Below are 23090 nucleotides of genomic sequence, written 5' to 3' on the forward strand. Positions count from 1 at the left end.
ACGAGAAGGGTTATTCCACCCACTCCCGAATCGCCTCGGCCAGCGCGTCCATCGCCTCGTCCGCCCGTGAGACGCTGTCGGTCAGGCTCAGGAAGCCGTGAGTCATCGACGGGTAGTGGTCGTGGTCGACTGCGACGCCGTGATCGGCCAGTCGTTCCGCGTAGGCCGCGCCTTCGTCTCTGAGCACGTCGTGACCGGCGGTCACCACCGTCGCGGGTGCCACGCCGGCGAGATCGGGCGTGCGGCAGACGGTCGCGAACGGGTTGTGTTCGTCGACCGGGCTGCGGAGGTACTGGTCCCAGAACCAGCGAACGTCGGCCTCGGTGAGCAGCGGGCCATCGCCGTGTTCGTCGTAGGACGGGCGGTCGAACCGCCGGTCCGTCATCGGATACAGGAGGAACTGACCGTCGAGGTCGAATCCGGCGTCTCGCGCCCGGATCGCCGACGCGGCCGCGAGGTTCCCGCCGGCGCTCGTCCCGACGACGCCGAGTCGGTCGGGATCGCCGCCCAGTTCGGCCGCGTGCGCGGCAGCCCACTGCAGGGCGGCGTAGGCGTCGTCGGTCGCCGCCGGGAACGGGTGCTCGGGCGCGAGTCGATAGTCGACCGACAGGACCAGCGCGCCCGCACGGCTCGCCAGTTCGCGACAGATGTTGTCCGACGAGTCGAGCGTCCCGAGCGTCCAGCCGCCGCCGTGGGTAAAGACCAGCGTCGGCGGGTTCTCGCGGTCGGGCCGGTAGACCCGGATCGACAGGTCGCCGCCGGGGCCGTCGATACGCAGGTCCCGCACGGTTCGCAGATCGGGGCTGGCCCCGCCGGAGAACACCTCGTCTTCGATGCGCCGCGCGCTGGCGACCGAGAGCGCCGACCACTGGGGCACGCCGGCCGCCTGGATGTCCGCGACGACCGCGGCGAGTTCGGGGTCGAGTTCGTCGGTCGACTCCCGATGCGGTTCGTCGTGCTCGCTCGATTCGACTGCGGTCTCGTCCATGCGCGGGACATCGGCGGACTGGTAGATGAGTCCACCGCCCGGAACGGAGGACTCGCTCGGTTTGCCGGCGCACAAATCCGATACCTCGCCGGCGATCGTGCACACCAGCGACGAGATCCGACCGTTCCGACGTCGAAAGCTACCTGTAGGTCGACCACGACAGCCGACATCATGGTTGACAGCGAAAGTGAGGGTGACGCCGCGGCCGATGCGAGTCGCCGCGACGCCCGCGAACGCGACCGGGCCGATCCCCTCGCCGACTTCCGCGAACGCTTCGAGATTCCCGACGACTACTACATGGACGGCAACTCGCTGGGACCGATCTCCGACGCGGCCGAGGAGAGCCTCCAGCGCGCCGTGGACCAGTGGCGCGACCAGGCGATCCGCGGCTGGACCGGCTCGGAGCCGCCCTGGTTCTGGTACGGCGAGCGACTCGGCGAGGAGCTCGCCCCCCTCGTCGGCGCGGACCCCGACGAGGTCGTCGTGGGCAACTCGACGACGATCAACATCCACACGCTCGTTGGAACCTTCGTAGACGCGCGCGAACCGGACGAGCCCCGCGGTGTCCTCGTCAACGACCTCGACTTCCCGACGGACCACTACGCGATCCAGTCCCAGCTACGCCAGCGCGGGCTCGACCCCGACGAACACCTCCACCTCGTCGAGAGCAGGGACGGACGGACCATCGAAACCGAAGACGTGATCGACGCGATGGATACCCACGATGTCGGCATCGTCTTCATGCCCTCGGTGCTGTACCGCAGCGGGCAGCTGTTCGATATCGAGGCCATCACGGAGGCGGCCCACGAGCGGGACATCCTGGTCGGGTTCGACCTGGCGCACTCGATCGGCGTCGTTCCCCACGACCTCTCGGAGATCGGCGTCGACTTCGCCGTCTGGTGTTCCTACAAGTACCTGAACGCGGGCCCCGGCGCCGTCGCGGGCCTGTACGTCAACGAACGCCACTTCGGCGAGTCACCCGCGCTCGCGGGCTGGTGGGGCCACGACAAGGAGTCACAGTTCGAGCTGAACCTCGACTTTACGCCCGCAGGCGACGCCGGCGCCTGGCAGGCGGGGACGATCCCGGTCTTCAGCGCCGCGCCGCTGTTTGGTGCGCTCGAACTCACCCACGACGCCGGCATCGATGTGATCCGCGAGAAGTCGGTCGACCTGACGACCTACCTGATCGACCTCGTCGACGAGCACCTCGCCGAGCGCGGGGTCTCGGTCGGGACGCCCCGTGATCCGACCCGCCGCGGCGGCCACGTCGCCCTCGAACACCCCGAAGCCGAGCGAATCAGCGAGGCACTTCGCGACCACGAGGTCGTCGTCGACTTCCGCCCACCGAACGTGATCCGCGTCGCCCCTGCGCCGCTGTACGTGCGCTACGAGGACGTCTACGACGTCGTCGAGATCGTGGCCGACATCATCGACGAGAAGCGCTACGAGAAGTACGAGGCAGCCGGCGACGTGACGTGATCGGCGCGCTGGCCAGTGACGAATCGGCACGCTGAAACAGCGCTGTAATCGACGCACCAGGGTCAACCGGCCCGATTCATCGCGTCTGCGCCGCCGTCTCCTCCTGCATCACCTGCAAGAACTCCATGTAGTCCGTCCCGCCGGTACCGGTCGTGTCGCCGGTCACCGCCCGAATGTACTGGATGACCTGCCCGAAGTGGACGCGCCGGAAGGTGGCGAGCGAGTCGGTACAGTCGTTGTACGCCTCGCGGAGGTCGTCACGGTCCGCCCGGTCGACGTACTCGCCGATCGCCGGTCCACGGTCGAACGCGTCGATCACCTCGCGGTGGGATTCGGGCATGTAGCTGCGCATGTCCGTGAGCTTCTCGACGAGTTCGGTCGTGGCGTGGTCGACGCCGAGGGCGGCGTCGAGCGAGGGAAGGATGGAACTCTGGGCGCCGGACCCACCGCGGTAGGTGCGCGTCTCGCCGTCGAAGCCGTCGACGCCCTCGTAGACGACGTCGTCGAACCCCTCGTAGTACGGGCGGTACTCGCGAGCGAAGACCTCGGGGTCGTTGCGCTCGGTCATCCGGCGCATGATCTCGGTCTGGGCATCGATCGAGTCGGCGAGGGTCTCGAGTTCGCCGACCAGTGCGTCCGGATCGTCGGCACGGACAGCCTCCTGCGCGTTCGCACCGGCCCAGAGCGCTTGCCCCGCCCGTGCCTCGATCGCGACGTGGATGACGACGAACCAGCGCTCGTCGTCGTGCTCGGTGAACTGAACGAGTGCCTCGAGATTCGTCGGCTCTGTGAGCGCGGCGTCTGGTTCGTGGCGGCGCCAGTTGTGGAGACAGAGCTGGTCGTAGGAGAGGATGGGTTTGCGACCGAACCGGCGAGACGTTTCCACGAGCGGGACGGCGACGGACTCGGGGAGCCGATCGGCGGACGCAGCGTCGACCTGGTGGACGTACGCGCTGGCGAAGAAGCCACTCAAGGTGCAGAGCCGGATCGCCTCGCGATCCGAGAGCGAGGCGACCGCGTCGGCCGACAATTCGGGCAGCGAATCGACCGCCGGCCGGACGGTCCCCTCGTCCAGCCGCGCCGGCAGTTCCGCGCCCAGCCGGTCGAACGCTTCCAGGGCCGCGCCGACCGGCGATTCGTGGGCATCGGACTCGAACGAAGGGAGAGGATCGCGCTCGGGGAGAAAGCCGCGTTCGCGAGAGATATCGTGGTGATCGAGAACAACCGCGGCGGATCGAGTCATCGTCGAAACGGACGCGAAGGAGCCGTATCAATATTTATCCGGTAATAGACACACCGATGGCGAGAGGTGCGGATCAGCACGAGAGGGCGGGCCCCAGTGTGTAAATCCACACGTTGATGGGCGGTTGTTGACATCGACGCGGGAGACAGTGGCTCGACGAACGAACGGGTCGGACGAATCGGTCACGCTCACCGTCAGGTATACGTGAACACCTGTCGAGGCTGTGGCCATGCACGTCGGAATTGGCCTGCCGAACACGCTAGACGCCGACGGCGAGACGCTCCTGTCGTGGGCCCGGCGCGCCGACGACGGACCGTTCTCGAGTATCGGCGTCTTCGATCGGCTGGTGTACGAAAGCACGGACCCGCTCACGACGCTCGCGACCTGCGCCGGCGTCACCGAGGACGTCCGGCTCGCGACGTCCATCGTCGCCGGCCCGCTCCGAAACGACGCGTTGCTAGCAAAGCGCGCGGCGACTGTCGACCAGCTCTCGAACGGGCGACTCACGCTCGGACTGGCGCTCGGGGCCCGCCGCGAGGACTACGAGGCCGCCGGGGCGAGCTACGACGACCGCGGCAAGCGCTTTTCGCGGCAGTTGAGTCGACTTCGGGAGATCTGGGACGACGACGCGTTCGGCCCCGAGCCCGTCCAGGACAGCGGCCCGCAGGTGCTCGTCGGCGGCGACAGCGACCCGACGTTCCAGCGCGTCGGTCGGTACGGGGACGGGTACATCCACGGCGGCGGCCCGCCGCGAGCCTTCGAACGGAACGCCCAGCAGGCCCGGGCCGCCTGGACCGAATCGGGACGGCCGGGCGACGCCGACCTCTGGGGGCACGGCTACGTCGCGCTCGGCGAGGAGGCCGAGGAACGCGGTCGCGAATACCTGCTGGACTACTACGCCTTTACGGGCCCCTTCGCGGAGACGATCGCGGACAGTCTGCTGACCACCCCGCAGGAGGTGCTCTCGTTCGTCCGCGGCTACGCCGACGCCGGCTGCGACGAACTCCTGCTGTTTCCGACCGTCGCCGACGGGGACCAGTACGAGAAACTCGAGACGCTGATCGAGACCGAGTGGCGGTGATCCGATGCAGGTAACCGTCGTCGGCGGCGGCCCCGCCGGCCTGTACGCGAGTCTCTTGCTCAAAAAGGAGTACCCCAACTGGGAGATCTCGGTCTCCGAACGCGACCCGGCCGACAACACCTACGGCTGGGGCGTGGTCTTCTCCGATGCGACACTGTCGAACCTCAAAGAGGCGGACACGGAGAGTCACGAGCGCATCACCGACGCTTTCGTTCGCTGGGATCCGATCGACGTCCACCTGAAAGGTGAGTCCATCCGCTGTGGTGGCCACACCTTCGCCGGCATCATGCGCGCGGACCTCCTGACGATCCTGCAGGAGCGGTGCCGGGCGGTCGGCGTCGACCTGAATCACGACGTCGCGATCGATGATCCCGAAGCGCTGGAAGCGGAGTCCGACCTGCTGATCGGCGCCGACGGGCTCAACAGCACGGTCAGGGAAACCTACGAGGACGCGTTCGCTCCGAGCGTCTCGTCTGGATCGGCCAAGTTCGCCTGGTTTGGCACCGAGAAACCGTTCGACGTCTTCACGTTCATCTTCCGGGCAAACGAACACGGCCTCTGGCGCGTCCACGCGTACCCGGGGCGGATGAGCACGTTCATCGTCGAGTGTACCGAGGAAACCTGGGACGCCGCGGGGATGGACGAGAAGGACGAGGCGGACGCGATCGCCTACCTGGAGGACCTGTTTTCCGACCACCTCGACGGCTACGACCTGCAGAGTAAGCTCTACGCCTGGCGGAACTTCCCCGTCGTGGAGTGTGGTTCGTGGTCGAAGCGCGACGAGGTCGTCCTCCTGGGCGACGCGGCCCACACCGCGCATTTCTCGATCGGCTCCGGGACGAAACTCGCCCTGGAGGACGCCATCTCGCTGCTCGAGGGGTTCAGAGAGCACGGCACCGACGTCCGCTCGGCGCTCAATCACTACGAGAAGGAGCGTCGCCCGCGCGTCGAAGGCCTCCAAGCCGCCGCCGAGCGCAGCCAATCGTACTTCGAGAACGTCGAGCGATACTGGGACCTGCCGCCGGAACAGTTCGCCTACAATCTGCTGACTCGAAGCGGTCGCATCTCCTACGACAGCCTCAAGCAGCGCGACGTGGGCTACGCCGACGCCTACGACCGGTGGTTCGAAGCGCAGGCATCGGTCGGCGAGGGCGGGGCCACAACGCCGAGTGACGGAATCGAGCCGCTCGCTGCCAGTCGACCGCTGAACCAACCGCTCACGCTCCGCGAGACGACCGTCGACAACCGGCTGACCGTCACCCGGCCGCCGAGCAACGGGTCGACGGATGGGGTCCCTGGGGCCGCGTACCTAGACGACCTCCGTGAGCGGGCGAGGGGCGGGCCCGGCCTCCTGCTGACCGATCCAGTCGCCGTCAGTCCCGACGGGCGGATCACACCGGGCACTCCCGGACTGTACGAGGACGCACACGTCGACGCCTGGGGCGCGTTCGTCGACGAGGTCCACGCGGAGACGGATACCGCGGTCGGCCTGCAGCTGGTCCACGCCGGCCGGCGTGGGGCCACGCGCCACCGCGAATACGGCCTCGACCGGCCGCTCTCGCCCGAGGAGCGCTGGGAGCTGTACGCACCCTCCGCGAATCCCTACGTCCCAGGCGGTCCCACACCGACCGCGATGGACGCCGACGACTGCGACCGGATTCGAGAGCGCTTCGTCGGCGCCGCTGAGCGCGCCGCGAACGCCGGGTTCGACTACCTCCAGCTCCACGCCGGCCACGGCTACCTCCTCTCGTCGTTCCTCTCGCCGCTCACGAACGATCGCGCGGACGAGTACGGTGGCTCGCTCGAGGCGCGGATGCGATACCCGCTTTCGGTCTTCGACGCCGTGCGCGACGCCTGGCCCGACGGGAGGCCGCTCGGGGCCGCGCTGCAGGCGACCGACTGGAACCTGAGCGGGTTGAAGACCCGAGACTCGCTGCAGGTCGCCCACGAGTTCGCCGACCGGGACTGCGACCTGCTCTCGATCGTGGCCGGGCAGGCGACCGTTCGCGAACGGCCGCGCTACGATCCAACCGTCCTCGCCGACTTCACCGAGACCTATCGAAACGAGACCGGGGTTCCGGCGCTCTCGACGAACTACGTGACGACCTACGACGAGGTCAACACGCTCGTCGGCGCGGGCCGCGCCGACCTCTGTACGTACAGATCCTAGCCCGGTCGGGTGGGCAGGTCTGCGGGCACGGTTTGCCGCAGTTGCTCGCGATGAGACCACCTCGTCCGAGCACCCCGAGTCTCCCGGCCAGTGAGATAGGAGCGCTTTTCACGTCGCTCGTCCCAACAACTGGCATGCTGGATTACGTCTCCCTGGAGGCAGATTTAGACGCCGAGGAGCGGATGATCCGTGACACGGCCCGCGAATTCGTCGACGAGAAGGTCCGCCCGGACATCGCCGACCACTACGAGGCGGGGACCTTCCCCACCGACCTCATCCCCGAACTCGGGGAACTCGGGTTCTTCGCGCCGAACCTGGAGGGCTACGGCCTCCCGAACGTCTCCGAGACGGCCTACGGCCTCCTGATGCAGGAGCTCGAAGCCTGCGACTCCGGTGTTCGATCGATGGCCTCGGTGCAGGGCTCGCTCGTCATGTACCCGATCCACGCCTACGGCAGCGAGGCCCAGAAGGACGAGTGGCTCCGAGACATGGGGACGGGCGAGGCCATCGGCTGCTTCGGCCTCACCGAGCCCGAACACGGCTCGAATCCCTCCGGGATGGAAACCGCCGCGGAGAAGGACGCGGACGGCTACGTCATCAACGGCTCGAAGACCTGGATCACGAACGCGCCGATCGCCGACGTGGCGATCATCTGGGCGCGCGATCGCTCGGCCGACGACGAACCGGTTCGCGGCTTCCTCGTCGAGACCGACCGCGATGGGTTCTCGACGAACAAGTTAGACGACAAACTCTCGCTGCGCGCCTCGATCACCGGCGAGATTGGCCTGAACGACGTCCGCGTTCCCGAGGAGAACGTCCTCCCCGGCGTGGAGGGGATGAAGGGGCCGCTGTCGTGTCTCACGCAGGCTCGCTACGGCATCGCCTGGGGTGCCGTCGGTGCCGCCCGCGACGCATTCGAGCAGGCCCGCGAGTACGCCCTCGAACGCGACCAGTTCGACGGCCCCATCGCGCGCTTCCAACTCCAGCAGGAGAAACTCGCCGAGATGGCCACCCAGATCACCACCGCCCAGCTGCTGGCCTACCGTCTCGCCGAACTCAAAGAGCGCGGCGACCTCCGCCCACAGCACGTCTCGATGGCCAAACGCAACAACGTCCGCATGGCCCGCGACCAGGCCCGTGTCGCCCGCGAGATGCTCGGCGGCAACGGCATCACGACCGACTACTCGCCGATGCGCCACATGGCGAACATGGAGACGGTCTACACCTACGAAGGCACCCACGACATCCACACGCTGATTCTTGGCCAGGATTTGACTGGGATTGCGGCTTTTGAGTAGCGAGGTTCGGAGGCCCGAAGGGCCGAGAACCTCGGAAAAGCGAACGGGGAGCGAAGCGACCCGTGAGTAGCGCGAGATTCGAACGAGCGGTGCGAGTGAGAATCTCGGTATGACGAACGGCGACCAGCGGGAGCCGTGAGTAGAGCGCGGTTCGGAGCGTGCGAGGCCGAGCGAAGTGAGGCCTCGGGAACGCGAACGGGGAACGGAGTGACCCGTGAGCGCCGTAGGCGCGAGAACCGCGATAATACGAGCGGGGAGCGAAGCGATCCGCGAGTAGCGCGAGATTCGAACGAGCGGTGCGAGTGAGTATCTCGGTATGGCGAACGGCGACCAGCGGGAGCCGTGAGTAGAGCACGGTTCGGGGCGATCGAGGGCTGAGCGTAGCGAAATCCTCGGTATGACGAACGGTGAGCGCAGCGAACCGTGAGCAGCGCGAGGGGCCGAACGCAGTGAGGGTACTCAGAAGGACGGGCGGGGAACGTAGCGGGCGAAGCGAGTGAGAATCGCTAGTAAGACGAAGGGCCGACCGCAGAGAACCCTCGATACTGCGAGCGACGAGAATCGGGCCACCAGCCCACAATTTTGGACGCCCGCACGTGCCGAATATCTGGGCGAGGGAAGGCGGTGGGCAATACGTTGATTGGACTGGCCTGCGGGGCATCCGTATGGACGAGTGTCCGTTCTGTGCGATTGCCGCCGGCCAGGAGCCGGCTCACAGGGTGCTCGAGGACGACGAGACGGTTGCGTTCCTCGATCACGCGCCCATGACGACAGGCCACACGCTCGTGATCCCGAAAACGCACGTCCCGACGCTGTCGGTGGCCGATCCCGAGACCGTTTCGAGGGCCTTCCAGACGGCCAGGCGCGTGGGGCGGGCCGTCGAACGAGCGTTCGACGTGGACGGTTACTCCATCTTGCAGTCCAACGGTGCCGTCGCCGGCCAGGAAGTCCACCATCTGCACGTTCACGTCGTGCCGCGGTTCGAGGGAGACGGCGTCGAGATCGGCGCCGATCACGAACCACTGTCGCCCGACCGTGGTGCGGACGTGTCCAGGTCGCTCAGGGCGGTGGTGGAATAACGCTACCCTCGAAGGCATGGCACACCCGGAGGAGAGTCGGCGGTGACGACCGGTATCAACGACGCTTTTTCCCGCCGGTGACGAAGAGTCGGTAGACTCGACCGTAACTGGTGACTCCACGACATGCGCTGGCCATACAAACGGACGGTGCTCGCGCTGACCACGCTCGCGTTCTTCGCGACGATGGCGGCGCGGATGGTCATCAGCCCCGTCGTGCCGCAGATCCGGGCCGACTTCGGCGTGTCGAACACCGTCGTGGGGGTTGCGCTGACAGGCCTGTGGATGTCGTACTTTCTGTCGCAGTTTCCGAGCGGCGTGCTGGCCGACAGGTACGGCGAACGGCCGGTGATCTTGCTCTCGCTCGGCGGGACGGCGCTCGCCAGTCTCGCACTCGCGCTCTCACCCGTCTTCGGCGTCTTCGTGGTGGCGACGCTGGCGCTCGGGGCGCTGGCTGGCCTCCACTACAGCGTCGGGACGACGTTGCTCACGCGGACGTACGACGACGTCGGGAAGGCGATCGGCGTCCACACGGCCGGCGGCCCGATCGCGGGCCTGGCGGTCCCGGGGGTCGCAGCGTGGGTCGGCGTCCGCTACGGCTGGGAACCGGCCATCGCGATCGGGGCCGTCGTCGCCGGCATCGTGTTCGTGCTCTTCGCCCGGTTCGTCCAGCCGACGGAGCCCCAGCGGCCCGCCCAGCCGATGCGCGAACGGTTCGAGGGCGGCCCCTTGCTCGAACTGCTTCGGCGGCCGCCGATCGCTTTCGCGATCGGGGTTTCGATTCTCTCCGCGTTCGTCTGGCAGGCGACGGCCTCCTTCCTCCCGACGTTCCTCCACGAGTTTCGCGGCTACCCGGAGCCGGTGGCCGGCGGCGTCTTCGCCGCGTACTTCCTCGTTCAGGGCGTCGCCAGTCCACTCGTCGGGACGGCCTCGGACCGCTACGGGCGCGACGAGACGACGGCGATCAGTCTGGCGATCGCGGCCCTGGGATTCGTCGCCCTCGTCGCCGTTCCCGGCTGGCTCGCGACCGGGTTCGCCGTCGTCACACTGGGCGTCGGGCTGAGCTGGTCGGCGGCGTTCCTCCCGCGCTTTTTCGACGTGTTCACACCCGAAGAGGAAGGCGCCGGGTTCGGGTTCGTCCGGACCGTCTACGGAATGCTCGGCGCGCTCGGCTCCGTTGGGACGGGCCTCCTCGCCGACGCCTTCGGCTGGGGCGTCGCGTTCGGCGTCCTCACGGCGCTGCTCGTCACCGTCTGTGCCGCGCTCCTCGGAAATCGCGCGGTTGGCGGTCGCTACTGAGGGACACGGTTGTGGGGAGTAGACTACGTCGATGGAAGGATCGCTCACCAGCGTGCGCGTCGCCGTTCGAGCCGGACATAGATTTAAGGGCTGCCGGCCAGTCACCTCTGCTAGCGATGGCCATCGACCCACAATTTCACGAGAACCGCGACCAGGTAGACGAACACGAGGGACACAGCGTCTGGGGCCCCGTCGACGAGCCGGAAGAACTCGGTATCCACGGGACCCACGTCGCCGTCGACTTCGACATCTGCCTCGCCGACGGCGCCTGTCTCGAGGACTGCCCGGTCGACGTCTTCGAGTGGGTCGACACGCCTGGCCACCCCGAGAGCGAGAAGAAGGCCGACCCGACCCACGAGGCCCAGTGCATCGACTGCATGCTCTGTGTCGACGTCTGTCCGGTCGACGCGATCGACGTCGACGCCGGCCGGACGGCCTGACCGGGCGAACGGCCTGAACGGACCGGACGAGGCTCGACGGCCGTCGGCGTGGCTCCCACGGCAGCAGTGCAATTTTTGAGCAGTAACGGAGTACAGCAGTGGCGAGCTGACGGGCCGGTGAGGCGCTGACGGACCAGTGACGTGCTGAGCTCGGGCCAGTGACGTGCTGACAGGTCACTACCGATCTGGCAGACACTCCTCGCAGCATCGCTCACAGACTCGTGAGGGATCTGGACGGACAGTCGTCGAAAATCGGCGTTACTCGACGTCGTGGTCGGGGTCGTCTTCGACGGCGCGTTTGAGGGAGTCGCGTCGGGCTTTCGCGTCGCGACCGGTCGCTTCGAGGAGGAAATCGTTCTTCGCGTCGACGGCATCGGCGGCGGCCTCCAGTTCGTCCGGACCGAGTTCGGTGGGGTCGCGTTCGTGGAACTCGACGGCGAGTTTGTCCTTCTTCCCGGAGTATTCGACGGCGCCGACGACGATTCGCTCGAAGACGGGATTGGCTGGTTCCGCGACGACGTGCAGCGAACTACCCTTGAACTCCTCCGTCCCGGTGATCGGGCCGAAGTAGTCCTCGATGGAGGCTTCCATGTCGGGGATCCGTTCTTCGAGGTACTCACCGCGGCGCATCTTGTACTCCTTCATGGCTCGTTGGAAATACGGGAGGCTCTTTACCTCTTTTCATCCGCGACGAACGAGGATCTCAGCGCTCGCGTTCGCCGAGGTAGCCCTTCTTGCACTCGGGGCAGATATCGCCCGCTCGAAGCGAGCTTCGGTCGCCCGGCGCGACGAACGAGCAGCGCGGACAGAAGAACTCGACGGGGACGTCCTCGTGCGGCCCGGTCTCCCCGGGCGTCGGGGCAGCCCCCGCGCGCTGGATCCCGCTGGTGGCCGTCGCCGTCTGGCGATCGGCTGCCGTCGAGGCTGCTTCCGGTGAGCCGCCCTCGTCGATCGGGTCGGCCTCGGGAGCGGCAGTCTCGTCGGACGCAGCCGCCGGCCACTCGGTCGGTTCGTCGGACGCGTCGTCCTGGCCGACGTCGTCGGAGTCTGGCCACGCACCGTGCGCACGGTCTCGATCGTCCTCGGCGGTGGGTTCGGCGGCTGGTTCCTCCAGAATCTCCGCGTCGTCGGTGATCGGTTCGCCGTGTTCGTCGGTCGGGAGTGATTCGGACTCGGCCTCGGCCGACTGTGAGTCACCCACGGGCGCCTCGGAATCGGCCGCAGGGGTCGGTTCGGCCGGCACCGTTGCGTCGTCGGCCGACTCCGAAGCGGCCCCGGCGGACGTCGCCGGCTCGGGGTCGTCCGCCGGCTCGATCCCTCGGACTTCGGTGTTCTCGCTGATAACGGTTCGTTCGCCACACCGTGTGCAGGATTCGTACTCCGTCACGGTGACGACGACTTCACTTCCGCGTTCTTCGCGCTCGCGTTCGACTTCTGTCGCCCCGAAGTCGTGCCCGAGCAGCGAACATCGAACAGCCATTGAGTTGGGTAGCCCACGCGGGAGTGAAAAACGTACCGCCTGGTGTCTGACGGGCGTCTCACCCAGACCCCGTCGAGGACGACAAACGTCAAATCCTGCGGGCACGAAGAGGCAAGTATGCGAGTCAAGCGGGAGTATCGTGACCGGGACGAGACACAGGTTACGATACTCGACGCTCTCGTCGACCGGAACGAGGATGGGATGACCGTCTTCGAGCTCCGGGCCGCCGTCTCGATCGACATCGATCGACTGGAGACCGCACTCGCCAACCTCAACGACGACGACCTGATCGTCGTCGAGAACAGTGCGAGCGAGACGGTGATCAAACCCGCCCCCCGGGTCGTTCCGGAACCAGGCGCGGACGAGTCCGACGGGTCGATCGTGGAGTGGGTGCGCGAGCGATTCCCCTTCTGAGTCGGCGTCCCGTGACGGACATCGTCCCGACGCGACGATCAGACGGTTTCAGACGCCCGAAATCGACGCCCCAGGTTTGCCGTCGACGCCAGGCAGCCGTCACGGCGGATCGCCACGTAAAAGGGTCCGTATCCCCGACTAGTGACGATGACGAGCATCGAGTCGACTCACGCCGATCACGGGGCGACGTTCGCCACTCGAGGCGGCGAGACAGTCGTCTCTCACTACGGGCGCCCGGAGCGGGCCCATCGCGCCGTGCGAAACGGCGTCGGACTGATCGAGCGGGTCGTCGGCGTCGTCTCCGTCCGGGGCGACGATCGGATCGACTACGTCGACAACGTCCTCTCGAATCGGGTTCCGTCCTCGGAAGGGGAGGGCTGTTACGCACTGTTGCTCGACCCCCAGGGTGGGATCGAAACGGATCTGTACGTCTACAACGCCGGCGAGCGGGTGCTGTGTTTCACGCCACCAGGCCGGGCCGCGGCACTCGCCGACGAGTGGGCCGAGAAGGTGTTCATCCAGGACGTCGAGATCGACGACGTGACGGACGACCTCGCGATCTTCGGCGTCCACGGCCCGCAGGCCACCGAGAAAGTCGCGAGCGTCCTCCACGGTTCGGCGACGCCCGACGAACCGCTCACGTTCGTCCGCGGCTCGACGGCTGACGCCGGCGTGAGCGTGATTCGAACCGACGCGCCGACCGGCGAGGAGGGATACGAGATTATCTGCGATGTCACGGACGCAGCCGCCGTCTTCGAAGCACTCTCCGTGCAGGGAATGAACGCCGCCCCCTTCGGCTACCAGACCTGGGAGTCGTTGACGCTCGAAGCCGGGACACCGCTCTTCGAGCACGAACTCGAAGGCACGATCCCCAACGTCCTCGGACTCCGGAACGCCCTCGACTTCGCCAAGGGCTGTTACGTCGGCCAGGAGGTCGTCTCACGGGTCGAGAACCGTGGGCAACCCAGCCGCCGCCTGATCGGATTGACGCTCGGAACTGAGGACGATACGGGCGAGGCGGACGACACGACCGCGGTAGGCGACTCGACCGAATCGGCCGAGACAGGCGACGGAGCAGCCGAACCGGCCGACCGAACCGCCACGTCGGGTGCGGCCGTCTTCGATGGAGACAGTGCCGTCGGCGAGGTGACGCGATCGGTAACGAGTCCGACGCTCGAGACGCCGATCGCGCTGGCGCTGGTCGATTTCGACCTCGAGGCGACGGCCCTCACCGTCCGTATCGGCGGCGAGGAGATCCCCGCGACCGTGACCGAGTTGCCCTTCATCGACGGGTCCGAACGGTCCGCGCGGCTGCCGAGTTACCACTGACCACGCGTCCCGATCGGTCGACCGACGCGGCTGTGTGAAGGGCAACTAGAGAGTAGTTGACGGAGATGTCCACATTACACAATATTTTTAAATTTCCAATCTGTTGTCGGGGTATGCATAGAAAGTGGCTCTGCGGGATGCTTTCCGGAGGGCTGTCTCTCGTGGTGGCGACCGGGACGGTCGCGGCGAGTCCCGGCGGGCCAAGCGTCGGACGGGCGACCGGAGCCCAGGGTGGTCTCGGTGCGGCGATCGTCGGCGGACTCGTGACGCTCGTCGTCGGTGGATTCCTCGTCTGGGGAGCCCGTTCGTATACCAGCACGGTCACCGACATGGCGCGGTCCGAATCGGGCCGATCGTTCCTCGTCGGGTTCGTCGCATTTCTGGGTATTTTGGGGCTCATATTTCTCGGATTAGCCACTGGAATCCTGCTTCTCGTCGCGATACCGGTGGCGTTCGTGTACGCCCTCCTCTGCATCGTCGGCTCGATGATCGGTTTACTGGCGATCGGGCGTTCACTGGCCGAGTCGTGGGTGAGCGCCCTTCTCGTCGCGGTGGTCGTCAGCCTGTTCGTCTCTGGCGTCCCGTTCCTCGGCGGCCTCGTCGGGTTCGTCGTCACCACGGTCGGAACGGGTGCCGTCATCAACCACGCGCGGGACGATTCGAACACTCGGTACCCGGGATCGTACCCACAACAGGTGAACAAGCGTAACTGGTGACAGGCCGGGGACGGATAGGAACCCTCCCGGTCATCGGGCACCCGTCGTATTCGGGTCCGACTACCGGGACAGCATCGCCCGAAGGTGCTCGGTCGAGAACACCGACGTCGGTCGGTCCATGTGGACGCCGATCTCGCCGGAGAAGGTTTTGAGGCCCGCGTGCTGGACCGGTTCGGGGAGCGAGTAGGCGCGCCGAATCCAGTGACCGAGTTGCTGGTCGGTGGCAATGTCGCGCCGCCAGGCGCGTTCGTAGGCGGCGACGGTCGAGGGGTGGTCGGGGTCGATCTCGCGAGCGGCGTGATCGGCACAGCGCATCCCGTAGAGGATGCCACCGCCGGTGAACGGCTTCGTCTGGGCGGCCGCGTCGCCGAGCAGGAAGGCTCGATCCGCGGTGACGCGGTCGGGGGGACCGACAGGGATCGCACCGGAGCAACGATGGGAGACGGAGACGCCGTAGTCGGCGACGAGATCGTCGAAGTGGCGTTTGACTGCCTCACCCGGCGGCGCGGCCAGCCCGTACTCGACGCCGGCGTCGCCGCGGGGGATCCGCCAGGCGAAGAACGTCGGCGCCGTGAGGTGGACGTCGACGAAGTCGTCGTGATCGGGGTCGTCGTCGAACGCCAGGACACCGTGGAGGAATTCGTCGGGCTCGGGGAGCGAAAGCGCATCACGGACTCGCGATCGGGGCCCGTCACAGCCCGCGACCAGCTTCGCCGCGAATTCGTGTGTCTCGTCCGGGCCGGCAGCGGTCAGGACGACCCGGTCGGCCCGCTCCTCGACGTCGGTCACCCGATGGCCCTCGCGGACGTCCGCGCCGGCTTCGCGAGCGAGGTCGGCGAGGTGGCGATCCAGTTCGACGCGGTCGACGACGTTCGAGACCGGTTCGTCGCGGTAGAACGGATAGGCATCGCTTCCAGGCCCGTCGACGTGAAAGCGGGCACCTCGCACCTCGTTTTGCAACAGGTTCCCACGGGCACCGTCGCCGGTGAACTGCCAGAGGTCCGTACTGACGTGGCCGGAACAGGCGAGCGGGGTGCCGATCTGACCGCGTTCGAGGGCGAGGACGTCGTGACCGGCGGCGGCCGCCCGTCTGGCGAACCGTGCGCCGGCGGGGCCGACGCCGACGACCGCGAAGTCGTACATGGATCGAGTGACTGCCGCGACGGATAAATAGCTTCTCGACGATCACAGCTGGATCGAAAACTGGGACCGACAGGCCACGGACACCGATCGACCGGTGAACGGGACAGCTGACGGGAGAGCGGGACGACTGACGAGCGAGCGAGACACCTCCGAACAGCACGGAGACGCGGCCGCAACTTCTTGCCGCTGGCGCCCAAATCGGAAGGCGACGATGCCAACGACAGCCAACTACACAGACGTCGACGCGACCGCGGGCGCACTGCACTTCATGCGGGACGAACTGGACTGCGAGGAACTCGGGTTTAGCGTCCTCGAGTGCGACCCGGAGTGGGAAGGGATGGAACACGACCACGCCGATGACGGCCAGGAGGAGGTTTACTACCTCGTCGACGGTTCTGCCACGGTCACGGTCGAGGGCGAGGAGATAACGATGGAACCGGGCGACGCGATTCGGCTGGCGCCGGAGGAGACACGGCAGATCCGAACCGGCGACACGACGAGCACGTTCGTCATGGCTGGCGCTCCATAAGCGGCTTCGACGGCCGTTCCTCGACGACGTGGTCCGGCGAATTTTCGTTTACCGCGGAGTAACAATAATATCAGACCGGTTCGAGTACCGACTATGGACGTTCTCGAACGTTTCAACGACCGCTACCCGTTCGGCGAGCACCTCGGCATCGAGCTCACGCACGTCGAGGAGGGCTACGTCGAAGGCCAGCTCGAACTCGACGACCACCACTCGCTCTCGGAATCGACGCAACTGGCCCACGGGGCCGTCCCGTTCGGCCTCGCCGATTCGCTCTCCGCGGCGGCGATCGCCTCGGTCGAGGGCACCCCTGGCCCGACCCTCGACGTACGGATCGACTACCTCCGTCCCGCGACCGGTGACATCTACGGCGCCGCGGAGGTCGTCAGATACGGCAACGATACCGGCGTCGTCGAGGTCGAACTTACGGATGCGGAAGATCGGCGACTCGCGACGACACGCGGCGTGTACAAGACGAATCTCGTCGACGGCGCCAACCCGTTCGTCGACTCCTGATCGACGGCCTGGCGGCTCGCAGGGTCACCACGACCGCGACTCAGCGATCGAGAATCGAAAACAGCGCTTCGGGATCGCCGTCGAAGCGAGTCAGCAGCGATCGGATCGCTGCGCGGCGCTCGTCGGTGACGACCGCGTGGACCATCCCCTTGTCGGGCTGACCGTAGACGACGCTCGCGCCTTCGGGTGCGGCGACGATGGCCGGCAACGTCGCCAGGTCTTCCTCGCCGTCGACCAGAATCGTCACCGGGTCGGGGTCGTCGATCGCCGCGACGAGCGCCCGAATCAGCGCGTCGGTGAGCGCACCCTGTGGATTTTCGACGTCGACCGTCTCGCCGGCCGTCACGGTCTCGCGGATGACGGCGTCGACCGCCTCGCGTTTGGTGATGCCGTCGACGATGGCGACGTCAGGCGTCCGACCGGCCTCGAGAACGTGGTAGGTGACGACGTCGCCGACGGTCACGAGCGGTTCGCCGGCAACCTCGAGAAGTGAATGTGGGTCCGTCTCGACGGGCCCGATGGGGTCTTTGAGTTCGTGTCGGAGGGACTTCGGCAGCGAGACCAGCGGCTCCGGTGGGGAAGCGTCGTCGGCGTCTGACGGAGACGAATCTGTCACTGGTAGCGTGTGAGCGGTGTGCTCACCGGACCTTGAGCGCGTACGCGCCGGGTTCGTCGACCTGCATCTCCGTCGCGATCTCGGACTCTTCCGGGTGGGCGATGACGACGTAGCCCGCCCAGTCTTCGGTGAGGGAAGAGGACGCACAGGACGCGCAGGTCTCCGCGTCGGCCTCGTTGACGAGGTGGCACTCGCGACAGACGAGTCGGTTCGACGCCATCGTCACTCACCCGCCGTGGCTTCCGGCTCGTCGCGCGCTTCCTCGAGCCAGCCGTGCTTGCCGAGGCCGGGCTGTTTGGCCGTCAGCCCGATCTTGGAGTCACGCGGGTTGCGCTCGTCGATGCTCTTCGTGACGATCCGGGTGCGGATGGCGTCCTCGACGCCGAGGGCCTGGTCGGACTCTGACGAGGAGAGACGCTGGTTCTCGCGATCGAACGCCAGGTACTCGTCGGAGATCTGCGAGACGTGCAGCAGGCCGTCGACGGGGCCGATGCCGACGAAGGCGCCGAACTCGACGACCTCGACGACCGTCCCGTCGACGACTTCCTGCATCTTCGGATCGAACGTGACGGCGTCGAACTCGGCCTCGTAGTAGACGCCGGGTTCGTTCGGCAGGACCGTCCCCTCGCCGATGTCGTCGACGTCGACGACGGAGACGATGGAGCCGACTTCTTCGTCCATCCGTCCCTCGAGTTTGTCCTGGAGCAATCGCTTCACGAGGTCGGGCGAGACGTCGCCCAGAGCCTCCGGTGGTACTTCGACCGTGTCTTTCAGTCTGACCCGTTTGTACATCTATGGTTGAGTGAGTCCCAATTTGTTTCTCCCGCGTAATGCAAGTACCGGTATCCCTTCCGCGAGCACGCGCTCACGCAGCGGCCGATCGTTCGTGACGACGGCGTCGACCATCCCCGCTTCGGCGAGCTCGACCAGGGCGTCGTCGGCGTACGATTCTTCCGTGTCGACGGGCAGGCAGCGCTCGGTCGCCAGATCGTGGCCGACGGACGCGGCCGTCCCTTCGGTCCCGCCCTTTTCGGCGAGTCGACGGAGTTCTTCGAGAACCGGCTGCGGCGTGACCGGCTCGTAGCCGCCTGCCGCCGCCAGTTCCTCGTTCCCTTGCAGGTCGATTGGACGTGGCCCGCTGTCGAGTAGACGATCGAGTTCGTCGAACAGCCGCACGTCGAGTTCGACGGGCATCATGAGCGCACTCGTATCGAGGGCCACGCGTGTCGTCATTCGTCAGTGAGGGTGCCGACGCCGATCAGTCGCCAGCGCGCACCGATGCGGCGGTTGATCGCGATCTTTGCGCCCGGTTCGGCACAGACCGGCCGTTTGAGGTTGACCTCGCACTCGCCCGACCGCGCGCTGGTGACGGCGCCGACGGTCGTCGCCGTGCCGACGGTCATCATGAGCGGTTCGCCGGTCGAGATCTCGTCGATCTCGCCGTCGGCCTCGTCGGCCCCGACGACGCGATCCAGCAGTTCTACCGACATCGTAAAGGACTGCCACGTCGGTGGGAGCGATCCCGGTGGGCCGGCGAGGCGGCCAGCCAGTGCGTCGCCCTTCGTCAGCGACGGGTCGAGGCCGGTCCCGATGCCGAGCAGGCCACCGGGGGTAGCCGTCTCGACCGAGTCGCCCGCCGCTTGCAGCGAGCGAATCGTCGTCTCGATCGGAACGTACTCGGATTGGCCGCCTTCCTCGACTTCGCGACCGGGTCGGATCTCGATGGCGTCGTCGACGGCGAGTTCGCCCTCGACGAGACTGCCACCCAGCACGCCACCGGCGAGCTCCGCGGCCGTCGTTCCCGGTTTGTTGATGTCGAAACTCCGGGCGACGTGCATCCGCGGATCGGCGTCCGGGTCGCGATCCGGCGTGGGGATCTCTTCCTCGATGGCCTGGATGAGCAGATCCATGTTGACGTTCTGGCCGGCGCTGACCGGAACGACGGGAGCGTCCTCGGCGACGGTGCCGGCGACGAACTCCTGGATCTCCTCGTAGTTCTCGCGCGCCCGCTCGCCGTCGACGAGGTCGACCTTGTTCTGGGCGATGACGATATTGTCGATCCCGATGATGTCGAGCGCCATCAGGTGCTCTTCGGTCTGGGGCTGGGGGACGGGTTCGCTCGCCGAGACGACGAGGACGGCGCCGTCCATCAGCGATGCCCCAGAGAGCATCGTCGCCATCAGGGTCTCGTGACCCGGCGCGTCCACGAACGAGACGGTCCGTATCGGCTCGCTCTCCGAGCCATCCGGACACTCCTCCTCGACGGTGAAACACTCGGGTTCGTCGACGTCCGGACACTGCCGGAACGTCGCGTCGGCGTAGCCGAGGCGGATGGAGATACCGCGCTTCATCTCCTCCGAGTGCTGGTCCGTCCAGGCGCCCGAGAGCGCCTGCACCAGCGTGGTCTTGCCGTGGTCGACGTGGCCGACGAGTCCGATGTTCACCTCCGGTTGATCGTTTCCTGACATAAGACGAGAGTAATCTCTACCGGGTTTTCGCCGTCTGCGATTGATAAACCTACTGTTCCGGCACGGTTGCGGGACTGGCGGTTCGTGGAGAAGTGAAAGCGGGACAACGTAACTGGAACTTGGCGAACCTTTTACCCGGTGTGGCGAGAGGCGCCGGTATGAGCGGAACGCACCACTCGGAGTTCGATCCGTTCGCCGAGGACGCCGTCCCGGCGGACGATCCAGTCTTCGCGTGCACGGACTGTCTCGAACCGGCCGAAGCCTTCGCGCTCGTCGCCGACGAGACTCGACTGGGAATCTTGCAGGCGCTGTGGGCCGCCGACGAGCGGCCAGTCGCATTCTCGGACCTGCGCCGAGCCGTCGGCGTTCGCGATTCGGCGCAGTTCAACTACCATCTCCAGCAACTCGAGGGACACTTCGTCACCAAGGTGGACGACGGAAGCCGGGCCGACGGCCGCGGCGAATCGAGGGGCACTCACGGTGGTGACGCCGACGGCGCCACCGGGTACGACTTCAAACACGCCGGCGAGAAGGTCGTCCGGTCGGTCATCGCGGGCTCGTTCAACGAACACCCGACGATCGAGCCGTTCACCGTGCAGGGGCGATGTGTCGACTGTAACGGCCAACTCGAGGCGAGCTACGGCGAGGAGCACCTGGCGATCGCATGCACCGCGTGCGGGCACGGCCACGGCGAGTACCAGTTTCCGCCGGGCGGCCTCGGCGACCGCTCCCGCGTCGAGATCGCCGAGGCGTTCGATCAGCGAGTGCGCCACTTGCACTGTCTGGCCGCCGACGGCGTCTGTCCGGAGTGCAGCGGCCGCATGGAGACTCGCGTCGTCGAGGCCGACGCCGACTGCTGTCTCGGCGCCAGCACGCGCGTCGACCACGAGTGCTCCCAGTGCGGGCACACCCTCTGCTCCGCTCCTGGCCTGCGCCTGCTCGATCACTCGACCGTCGTGAACTTCCATCAGGAACGCGGTGTCCGCCTCGAAGAGCGACCGTACTGGACGCTCCCGTGGTGCGTGTCCGACGAGTACACCGAGCTCGTCGACCGCGAACCGGCCCGCCTCGCGGTCCGAATGCCACTCGACGGCGACGAGCTTCGCGTGACGATGACCGGTGAGCTCGACGTCCTCGAGACGCGAATCGTCGAGTCGACGTAGGAGAAACGAAGCGGGAGACTCCCGATAGGAGAATCGAAACGTGAGACTCCCGATAACTGACGAGCGACGAGCGCCCGCTACGTGAGGAGACCGAGCACGTCGAGGAGTTTGTCGACGTACTTGTCGTATTTCCCCTCCTTCGGGTCGCCATCGTCGGAAGCCGCGTTGGAAGACGCCTCGGACCGTTCGTCGCGAGCCATAGCGCTACAACGTCCTAACGGATTGATAGTGTTGTCCCCATCTTACCACGTCTCGATCCGCCCGGCGCGGACGTCCTCCGCACAGCCCTCGCAGTCCGGGTGGCCCGCCTCGAAACACGCCGGACGGAACTCCTCGTCGAGCAGGGCGGCGCGGCGTTCGGTGTGGCGACGGCAGACGATCTTGGCCCGGCCCTCCTCGTCCGAGGGAATCCCGCGGGCGTTCCTGGCGTGCTGGTAGGATTCGCGGGCCTCGGCGAGTTGATCGTCCGTCGAGCGCCGTAGCGACTCGTACTGCCGACCTGCCTCCTGCAGTTTCCGTGTGAGGAGCCGCTTCAGGCGTCGCCGGTTGGACATGTCGATGCCATCCCTTCGTCCGGCACCCACATAGGCCCGTCGCCGCCCCGCGCATTCGCAGCCCAAAAGCGTCGATCGGGGCCGCGCATCGAACGGTTTCAGCAGGTCAGAACGGGTCAATCTCCGCAGGGAGCACGTCCGGGACGAGCCAGTCGGGGAGCGTCTCCCAGCCGAGCGCGTCGTCGCCTGGTCGGGCGTTCGTGTCGAGTCCCGTCCGGTCGGCGGGCCCGTCGCGATACTTGGCCGGCGGCGCGTCGTGCGCATAGACGCTCTCCGGGTGATCGACGGCCCAGACGTGTAGCACGCACGGCGTCCGGCAGGGCGGCAGGAGCGGCGGGTTACCCTCGTCGTAGACGGCCTGGTAGTACCACCAGGCCTTGCGCCCCGGGAGGCCGGCGTGATAGTGCCACGGCGAACAGCGCGCGTCGTCCGGTTCCCCTTCGCCGTAGACTGGCGGCGGATCGACGGGTTCGCCGTCACGCGACGCGATGAACATCACGCCCAGCGCTCGCCAGGTTCGGTTGTCGACGAGGACGGAGCCTGGGCGCTCGGGATCGAGTACCGTATCGTCACCGATGTACTCGGGATTGAGCCAGTGGGACCACCCGTCCTCGCCTCGCTCGAGCGTGTCGAAGTACGGGCGGTAGCCGTCGTCGACCAGCGCCCCGACGGTCGGGTACTGATCAGCGAGCGCTTCGGCAACCGCGGTCTGGATGGCGACCGTCTCCGGGTGGTCGTCCGCACAGCCGCCCGTCGTGGACTCCTCGCAATGGCCGTGACTCGGCTCGATCGTGGCGTCGGGACACCGTCCGTCGAGCCACCGTGCACGTCGGCCCCGATCACCGCCCGGCCGCTCCGCGCTCGCCCCCGCTCGCCCGGTCGCCGTCGCAGCGAACGCGCCACCCGATACAGCCAGGAGCCGTCGACGGGACAGGACCGGTCTGTCGTTTGCGCTCATTTCGTCCAGTCCGACACCAACTCCCATCGTAAATCCCACGTCACGCGAACGTGACTGTCACCGATCCACTCCCATCGAACGCCTCACACGTGTCGATCACCCGGCTCTCGATCGCCGAAACCCGGGGAGAGAC

At 67.0% G+C, this 23090-nt stretch carries 26 protein-coding genes; 13 read left to right on the plus strand and 13 right to left on the minus strand.

Translation table 11 applies throughout. From position 1 onward, the window contains the following. Nucleotides 1-10: 10 nt before the first annotated feature. Nucleotides 11-988 (minus strand): alpha/beta hydrolase, encoded by a 978-nt coding sequence (locus HALRU_RS12265; RefSeq protein ID WP_148680529.1) that lies wholly within the window; start codon nucleotides 986-988, stop codon nucleotides 11-13. Between the two features lie 171 nt (nucleotides 989-1159). Between HALRU_RS12265 and kynU the strand changes: the two genes are divergently transcribed. Beyond that, nucleotides 1160-2467 carry a kynureninase gene (gene kynU, locus HALRU_RS12270; protein WP_015301711.1) on the plus strand — a complete coding sequence of 436 codons (1308 nt, stop codon included), beginning with the start codon at nucleotides 1160-1162 and terminating at the stop codon, nucleotides 2465-2467. Between the two features lie 76 nt (nucleotides 2468-2543). Here the strand turns inward: kynU and HALRU_RS12275 are convergent, their stop codons facing one another. Continuing rightward, entirely contained in the window at nucleotides 2544-3710 is a 1167-nt protein-coding gene (locus HALRU_RS12275) for an indoleamine 2,3-dioxygenase (RefSeq protein WP_015301712.1), read from the minus strand. A gap of 229 nt (nucleotides 3711-3939) precedes the next feature. Between HALRU_RS12275 and HALRU_RS12280 the strand changes: the two genes are divergently transcribed. The 6 genes from HALRU_RS12280 (at nucleotide 3940) to HALRU_RS12305 (ending at nucleotide 11074) form a co-directional block, all read left to right on the plus strand. Next, nucleotides 3940-4791, plus strand: coding sequence for an LLM class flavin-dependent oxidoreductase (locus HALRU_RS12280; protein WP_015301713.1), 852 nt, complete (start codon nucleotides 3940-3942; stop codon nucleotides 4789-4791). 4 nt (nucleotides 4792-4795) lie between these two features. Further along, nucleotides 4796-6961, plus strand: coding sequence for an oxidoreductase (locus tag HALRU_RS12285; RefSeq protein WP_015301714.1), 2166 nt, complete (start codon nucleotides 4796-4798; stop codon nucleotides 6959-6961). A gap of 134 nt (nucleotides 6962-7095) precedes the next feature. Then, on the plus strand, nucleotides 7096-8259 hold the full coding sequence (locus tag HALRU_RS12290) for an acyl-CoA dehydrogenase family protein (protein ID WP_015301715.1): 1164 nt from the start codon (nucleotides 7096-7098) through the stop codon (nucleotides 8257-8259). A gap of 665 nt (nucleotides 8260-8924) precedes the next feature. Beyond that, the gene (locus HALRU_RS12295) at nucleotides 8925-9338 is read left to right on the plus strand and encodes an HIT family protein (protein ID WP_015301716.1); all 414 of its coding nucleotides are present in this window, start codon (nucleotides 8925-8927) and stop codon (nucleotides 9336-9338) included. A 123-nt stretch (nucleotides 9339-9461) separates the two neighbouring features. Continuing rightward, nucleotides 9462-10634: an MFS transporter gene (locus HALRU_RS12300; RefSeq protein WP_015301717.1), complete on the plus strand. Its 1173-nt coding sequence runs from the start codon at nucleotides 9462-9464 to the stop codon at nucleotides 10632-10634. A gap of 116 nt (nucleotides 10635-10750) precedes the next feature. Further along, a complete protein-coding gene (locus HALRU_RS12305; RefSeq protein ID WP_007702698.1) occupies nucleotides 10751-11074 on the plus strand; it encodes a 4Fe-4S dicluster domain-containing protein in 324 nt (107 codons plus the stop codon). A gap of 258 nt (nucleotides 11075-11332) precedes the next feature. Here HALRU_RS12305 and HALRU_RS12310 read toward each other — a convergent pair whose 3' ends face one another. Both HALRU_RS12310 and HALRU_RS12315 read right to left on the minus strand, forming a co-directional pair. Beyond that, on the minus strand, nucleotides 11333-11719 hold the full coding sequence (locus HALRU_RS12310) for a DUF5611 family protein (RefSeq protein WP_015301718.1): 387 nt from the start codon (nucleotides 11717-11719) through the stop codon (nucleotides 11333-11335). 58 nt (nucleotides 11720-11777) lie between these two features. Further along, a complete protein-coding gene (locus HALRU_RS12315) occupies nucleotides 11778-12554 on the minus strand; it encodes a DUF7093 family protein (RefSeq protein ID WP_015301719.1) in 777 nt (258 codons plus the stop codon). Between the two features lie 117 nt (nucleotides 12555-12671). Here HALRU_RS12315 and HALRU_RS12320 point away from each other — a divergent pair, with 117 nt between their 5' ends. From HALRU_RS12320 to HALRU_RS12330, 3 genes are all read left to right on the plus strand, one after another. Further along, the gene (locus tag HALRU_RS12320; RefSeq protein WP_015301720.1) at nucleotides 12672-12968 is read left to right on the plus strand and encodes a DUF6432 family protein; all 297 of its coding nucleotides are present in this window, start codon (nucleotides 12672-12674) and stop codon (nucleotides 12966-12968) included. Between the two features lie 147 nt (nucleotides 12969-13115). Continuing rightward, entirely contained in the window at nucleotides 13116-14297 is a 1182-nt protein-coding gene (gene ygfZ, locus HALRU_RS12325; RefSeq protein ID WP_015301721.1) for a CAF17-like 4Fe-4S cluster assembly/insertion protein YgfZ, read from the plus strand. Nucleotides 14298-14410: 113 nt separating this feature from the next. Further along, complete coding sequence (locus tag HALRU_RS12330) at nucleotides 14411-15013, plus strand: hypothetical protein (protein WP_015301722.1); 603 nt, start codon at nucleotides 14411-14413, stop codon at nucleotides 15011-15013. 60 nt (nucleotides 15014-15073) lie between these two features. Here the strand turns inward: HALRU_RS12330 and HALRU_RS12335 are convergent, their stop codons facing one another. Continuing rightward, nucleotides 15074-16156, minus strand: coding sequence for a geranylgeranyl reductase family protein (locus tag HALRU_RS12335; RefSeq protein ID WP_015301723.1), 1083 nt, complete (start codon nucleotides 16154-16156; stop codon nucleotides 15074-15076). 211 nt (nucleotides 16157-16367) lie between these two features. Between HALRU_RS12335 and HALRU_RS12340 the strand changes: the two genes are divergently transcribed. Together HALRU_RS12340 and HALRU_RS12345 are read left to right on the plus strand one after the other, a co-directional pair. Next, nucleotides 16368-16685 carry a cupin domain-containing protein gene (locus tag HALRU_RS12340; RefSeq protein WP_015301724.1) on the plus strand — a complete coding sequence of 106 codons (318 nt, stop codon included), beginning with the start codon at nucleotides 16368-16370 and terminating at the stop codon, nucleotides 16683-16685. Nucleotides 16686-16778: 93 nt separating this feature from the next. Next, nucleotides 16779-17198, plus strand: a complete 420-nt coding sequence (locus HALRU_RS12345) for a PaaI family thioesterase (RefSeq protein WP_015301725.1) — start codon at nucleotides 16779-16781, stop codon at nucleotides 17196-17198. Nucleotides 17199-17238: 40 nt separating this feature from the next. On the opposite strand, the gene HALRU_RS12350 is transcribed toward HALRU_RS12345, so the two are convergent. Genes HALRU_RS12350 through HALRU_RS12370 form a run of 5 tightly spaced genes read right to left on the minus strand, consistent with a single transcriptional unit; the run spans nucleotide 17239 to nucleotide 20282 of the window. Then, complete coding sequence (locus tag HALRU_RS12350) at nucleotides 17239-17814, minus strand: GTP-dependent dephospho-CoA kinase family protein (RefSeq protein WP_015301726.1); 576 nt, start codon at nucleotides 17812-17814, stop codon at nucleotides 17239-17241. Between the two features lie 22 nt (nucleotides 17815-17836). Beyond that, nucleotides 17837-18034: a transcription elongation factor subunit Spt4 gene (spt4, locus tag HALRU_RS12355; RefSeq protein WP_015301727.1), complete on the minus strand. Its 198-nt coding sequence runs from the start codon at nucleotides 18032-18034 to the stop codon at nucleotides 17837-17839. 2 nt (nucleotides 18035-18036) lie between these two features. Continuing rightward, nucleotides 18037-18606 (minus strand): DNA-directed RNA polymerase, encoded by a 570-nt coding sequence (locus HALRU_RS12360; RefSeq protein WP_007702661.1) that lies wholly within the window; start codon nucleotides 18604-18606, stop codon nucleotides 18037-18039. Beyond that, the gene (locus HALRU_RS12365) at nucleotides 18607-19047 is read right to left on the minus strand and encodes a PIN domain-containing protein (protein WP_015301728.1); all 441 of its coding nucleotides are present in this window, start codon (nucleotides 19045-19047) and stop codon (nucleotides 18607-18609) included. After that, complete coding sequence (locus tag HALRU_RS12370) at nucleotides 19044-20282, minus strand: translation initiation factor IF-2 subunit gamma (protein ID WP_015301729.1); 1239 nt, start codon at nucleotides 20280-20282, stop codon at nucleotides 19044-19046. Before HALRU_RS12370 ends, HALRU_RS12365 begins: the two co-directional genes overlap by 4 nt. A 158-nt stretch (nucleotides 20283-20440) precedes the next feature. On the opposite strand from HALRU_RS12370, the gene HALRU_RS12375 reads away from it, so the two are divergent. Next, a complete protein-coding gene (locus HALRU_RS12375; protein WP_015301730.1) occupies nucleotides 20441-21445 on the plus strand; it encodes a winged helix-turn-helix domain-containing protein in 1005 nt (334 codons plus the stop codon). A gap of 77 nt (nucleotides 21446-21522) precedes the next feature. Here HALRU_RS12375 and HALRU_RS16135 read toward each other — a convergent pair whose 3' ends face one another. The 3 genes from HALRU_RS16135 to HALRU_RS12385 form a co-directional block, all read right to left on the minus strand. Then, entirely contained in the window at nucleotides 21523-21645 is a 123-nt protein-coding gene (locus tag HALRU_RS16135) for a hypothetical protein (protein ID WP_015301731.1), read from the minus strand. A gap of 42 nt (nucleotides 21646-21687) precedes the next feature. Continuing rightward, a complete protein-coding gene (locus HALRU_RS12380; RefSeq protein WP_007702644.1) occupies nucleotides 21688-21999 on the minus strand; it encodes a DUF7091 family protein in 312 nt (103 codons plus the stop codon). A 106-nt stretch (nucleotides 22000-22105) separates the two neighbouring features. Beyond that, nucleotides 22106-22957, minus strand: coding sequence for a hypothetical protein (locus tag HALRU_RS12385; protein ID WP_148680530.1), 852 nt, complete (start codon nucleotides 22955-22957; stop codon nucleotides 22106-22108). Nucleotides 22958-23090 lie beyond the last annotated feature (133 nt).

Source organism: Halovivax ruber XH-70, assembly GCF_000328525.1.
GTDB lineage: Archaea > Halobacteriota > Halobacteria > Halobacteriales > Natrialbaceae > Halovivax > Halovivax ruber.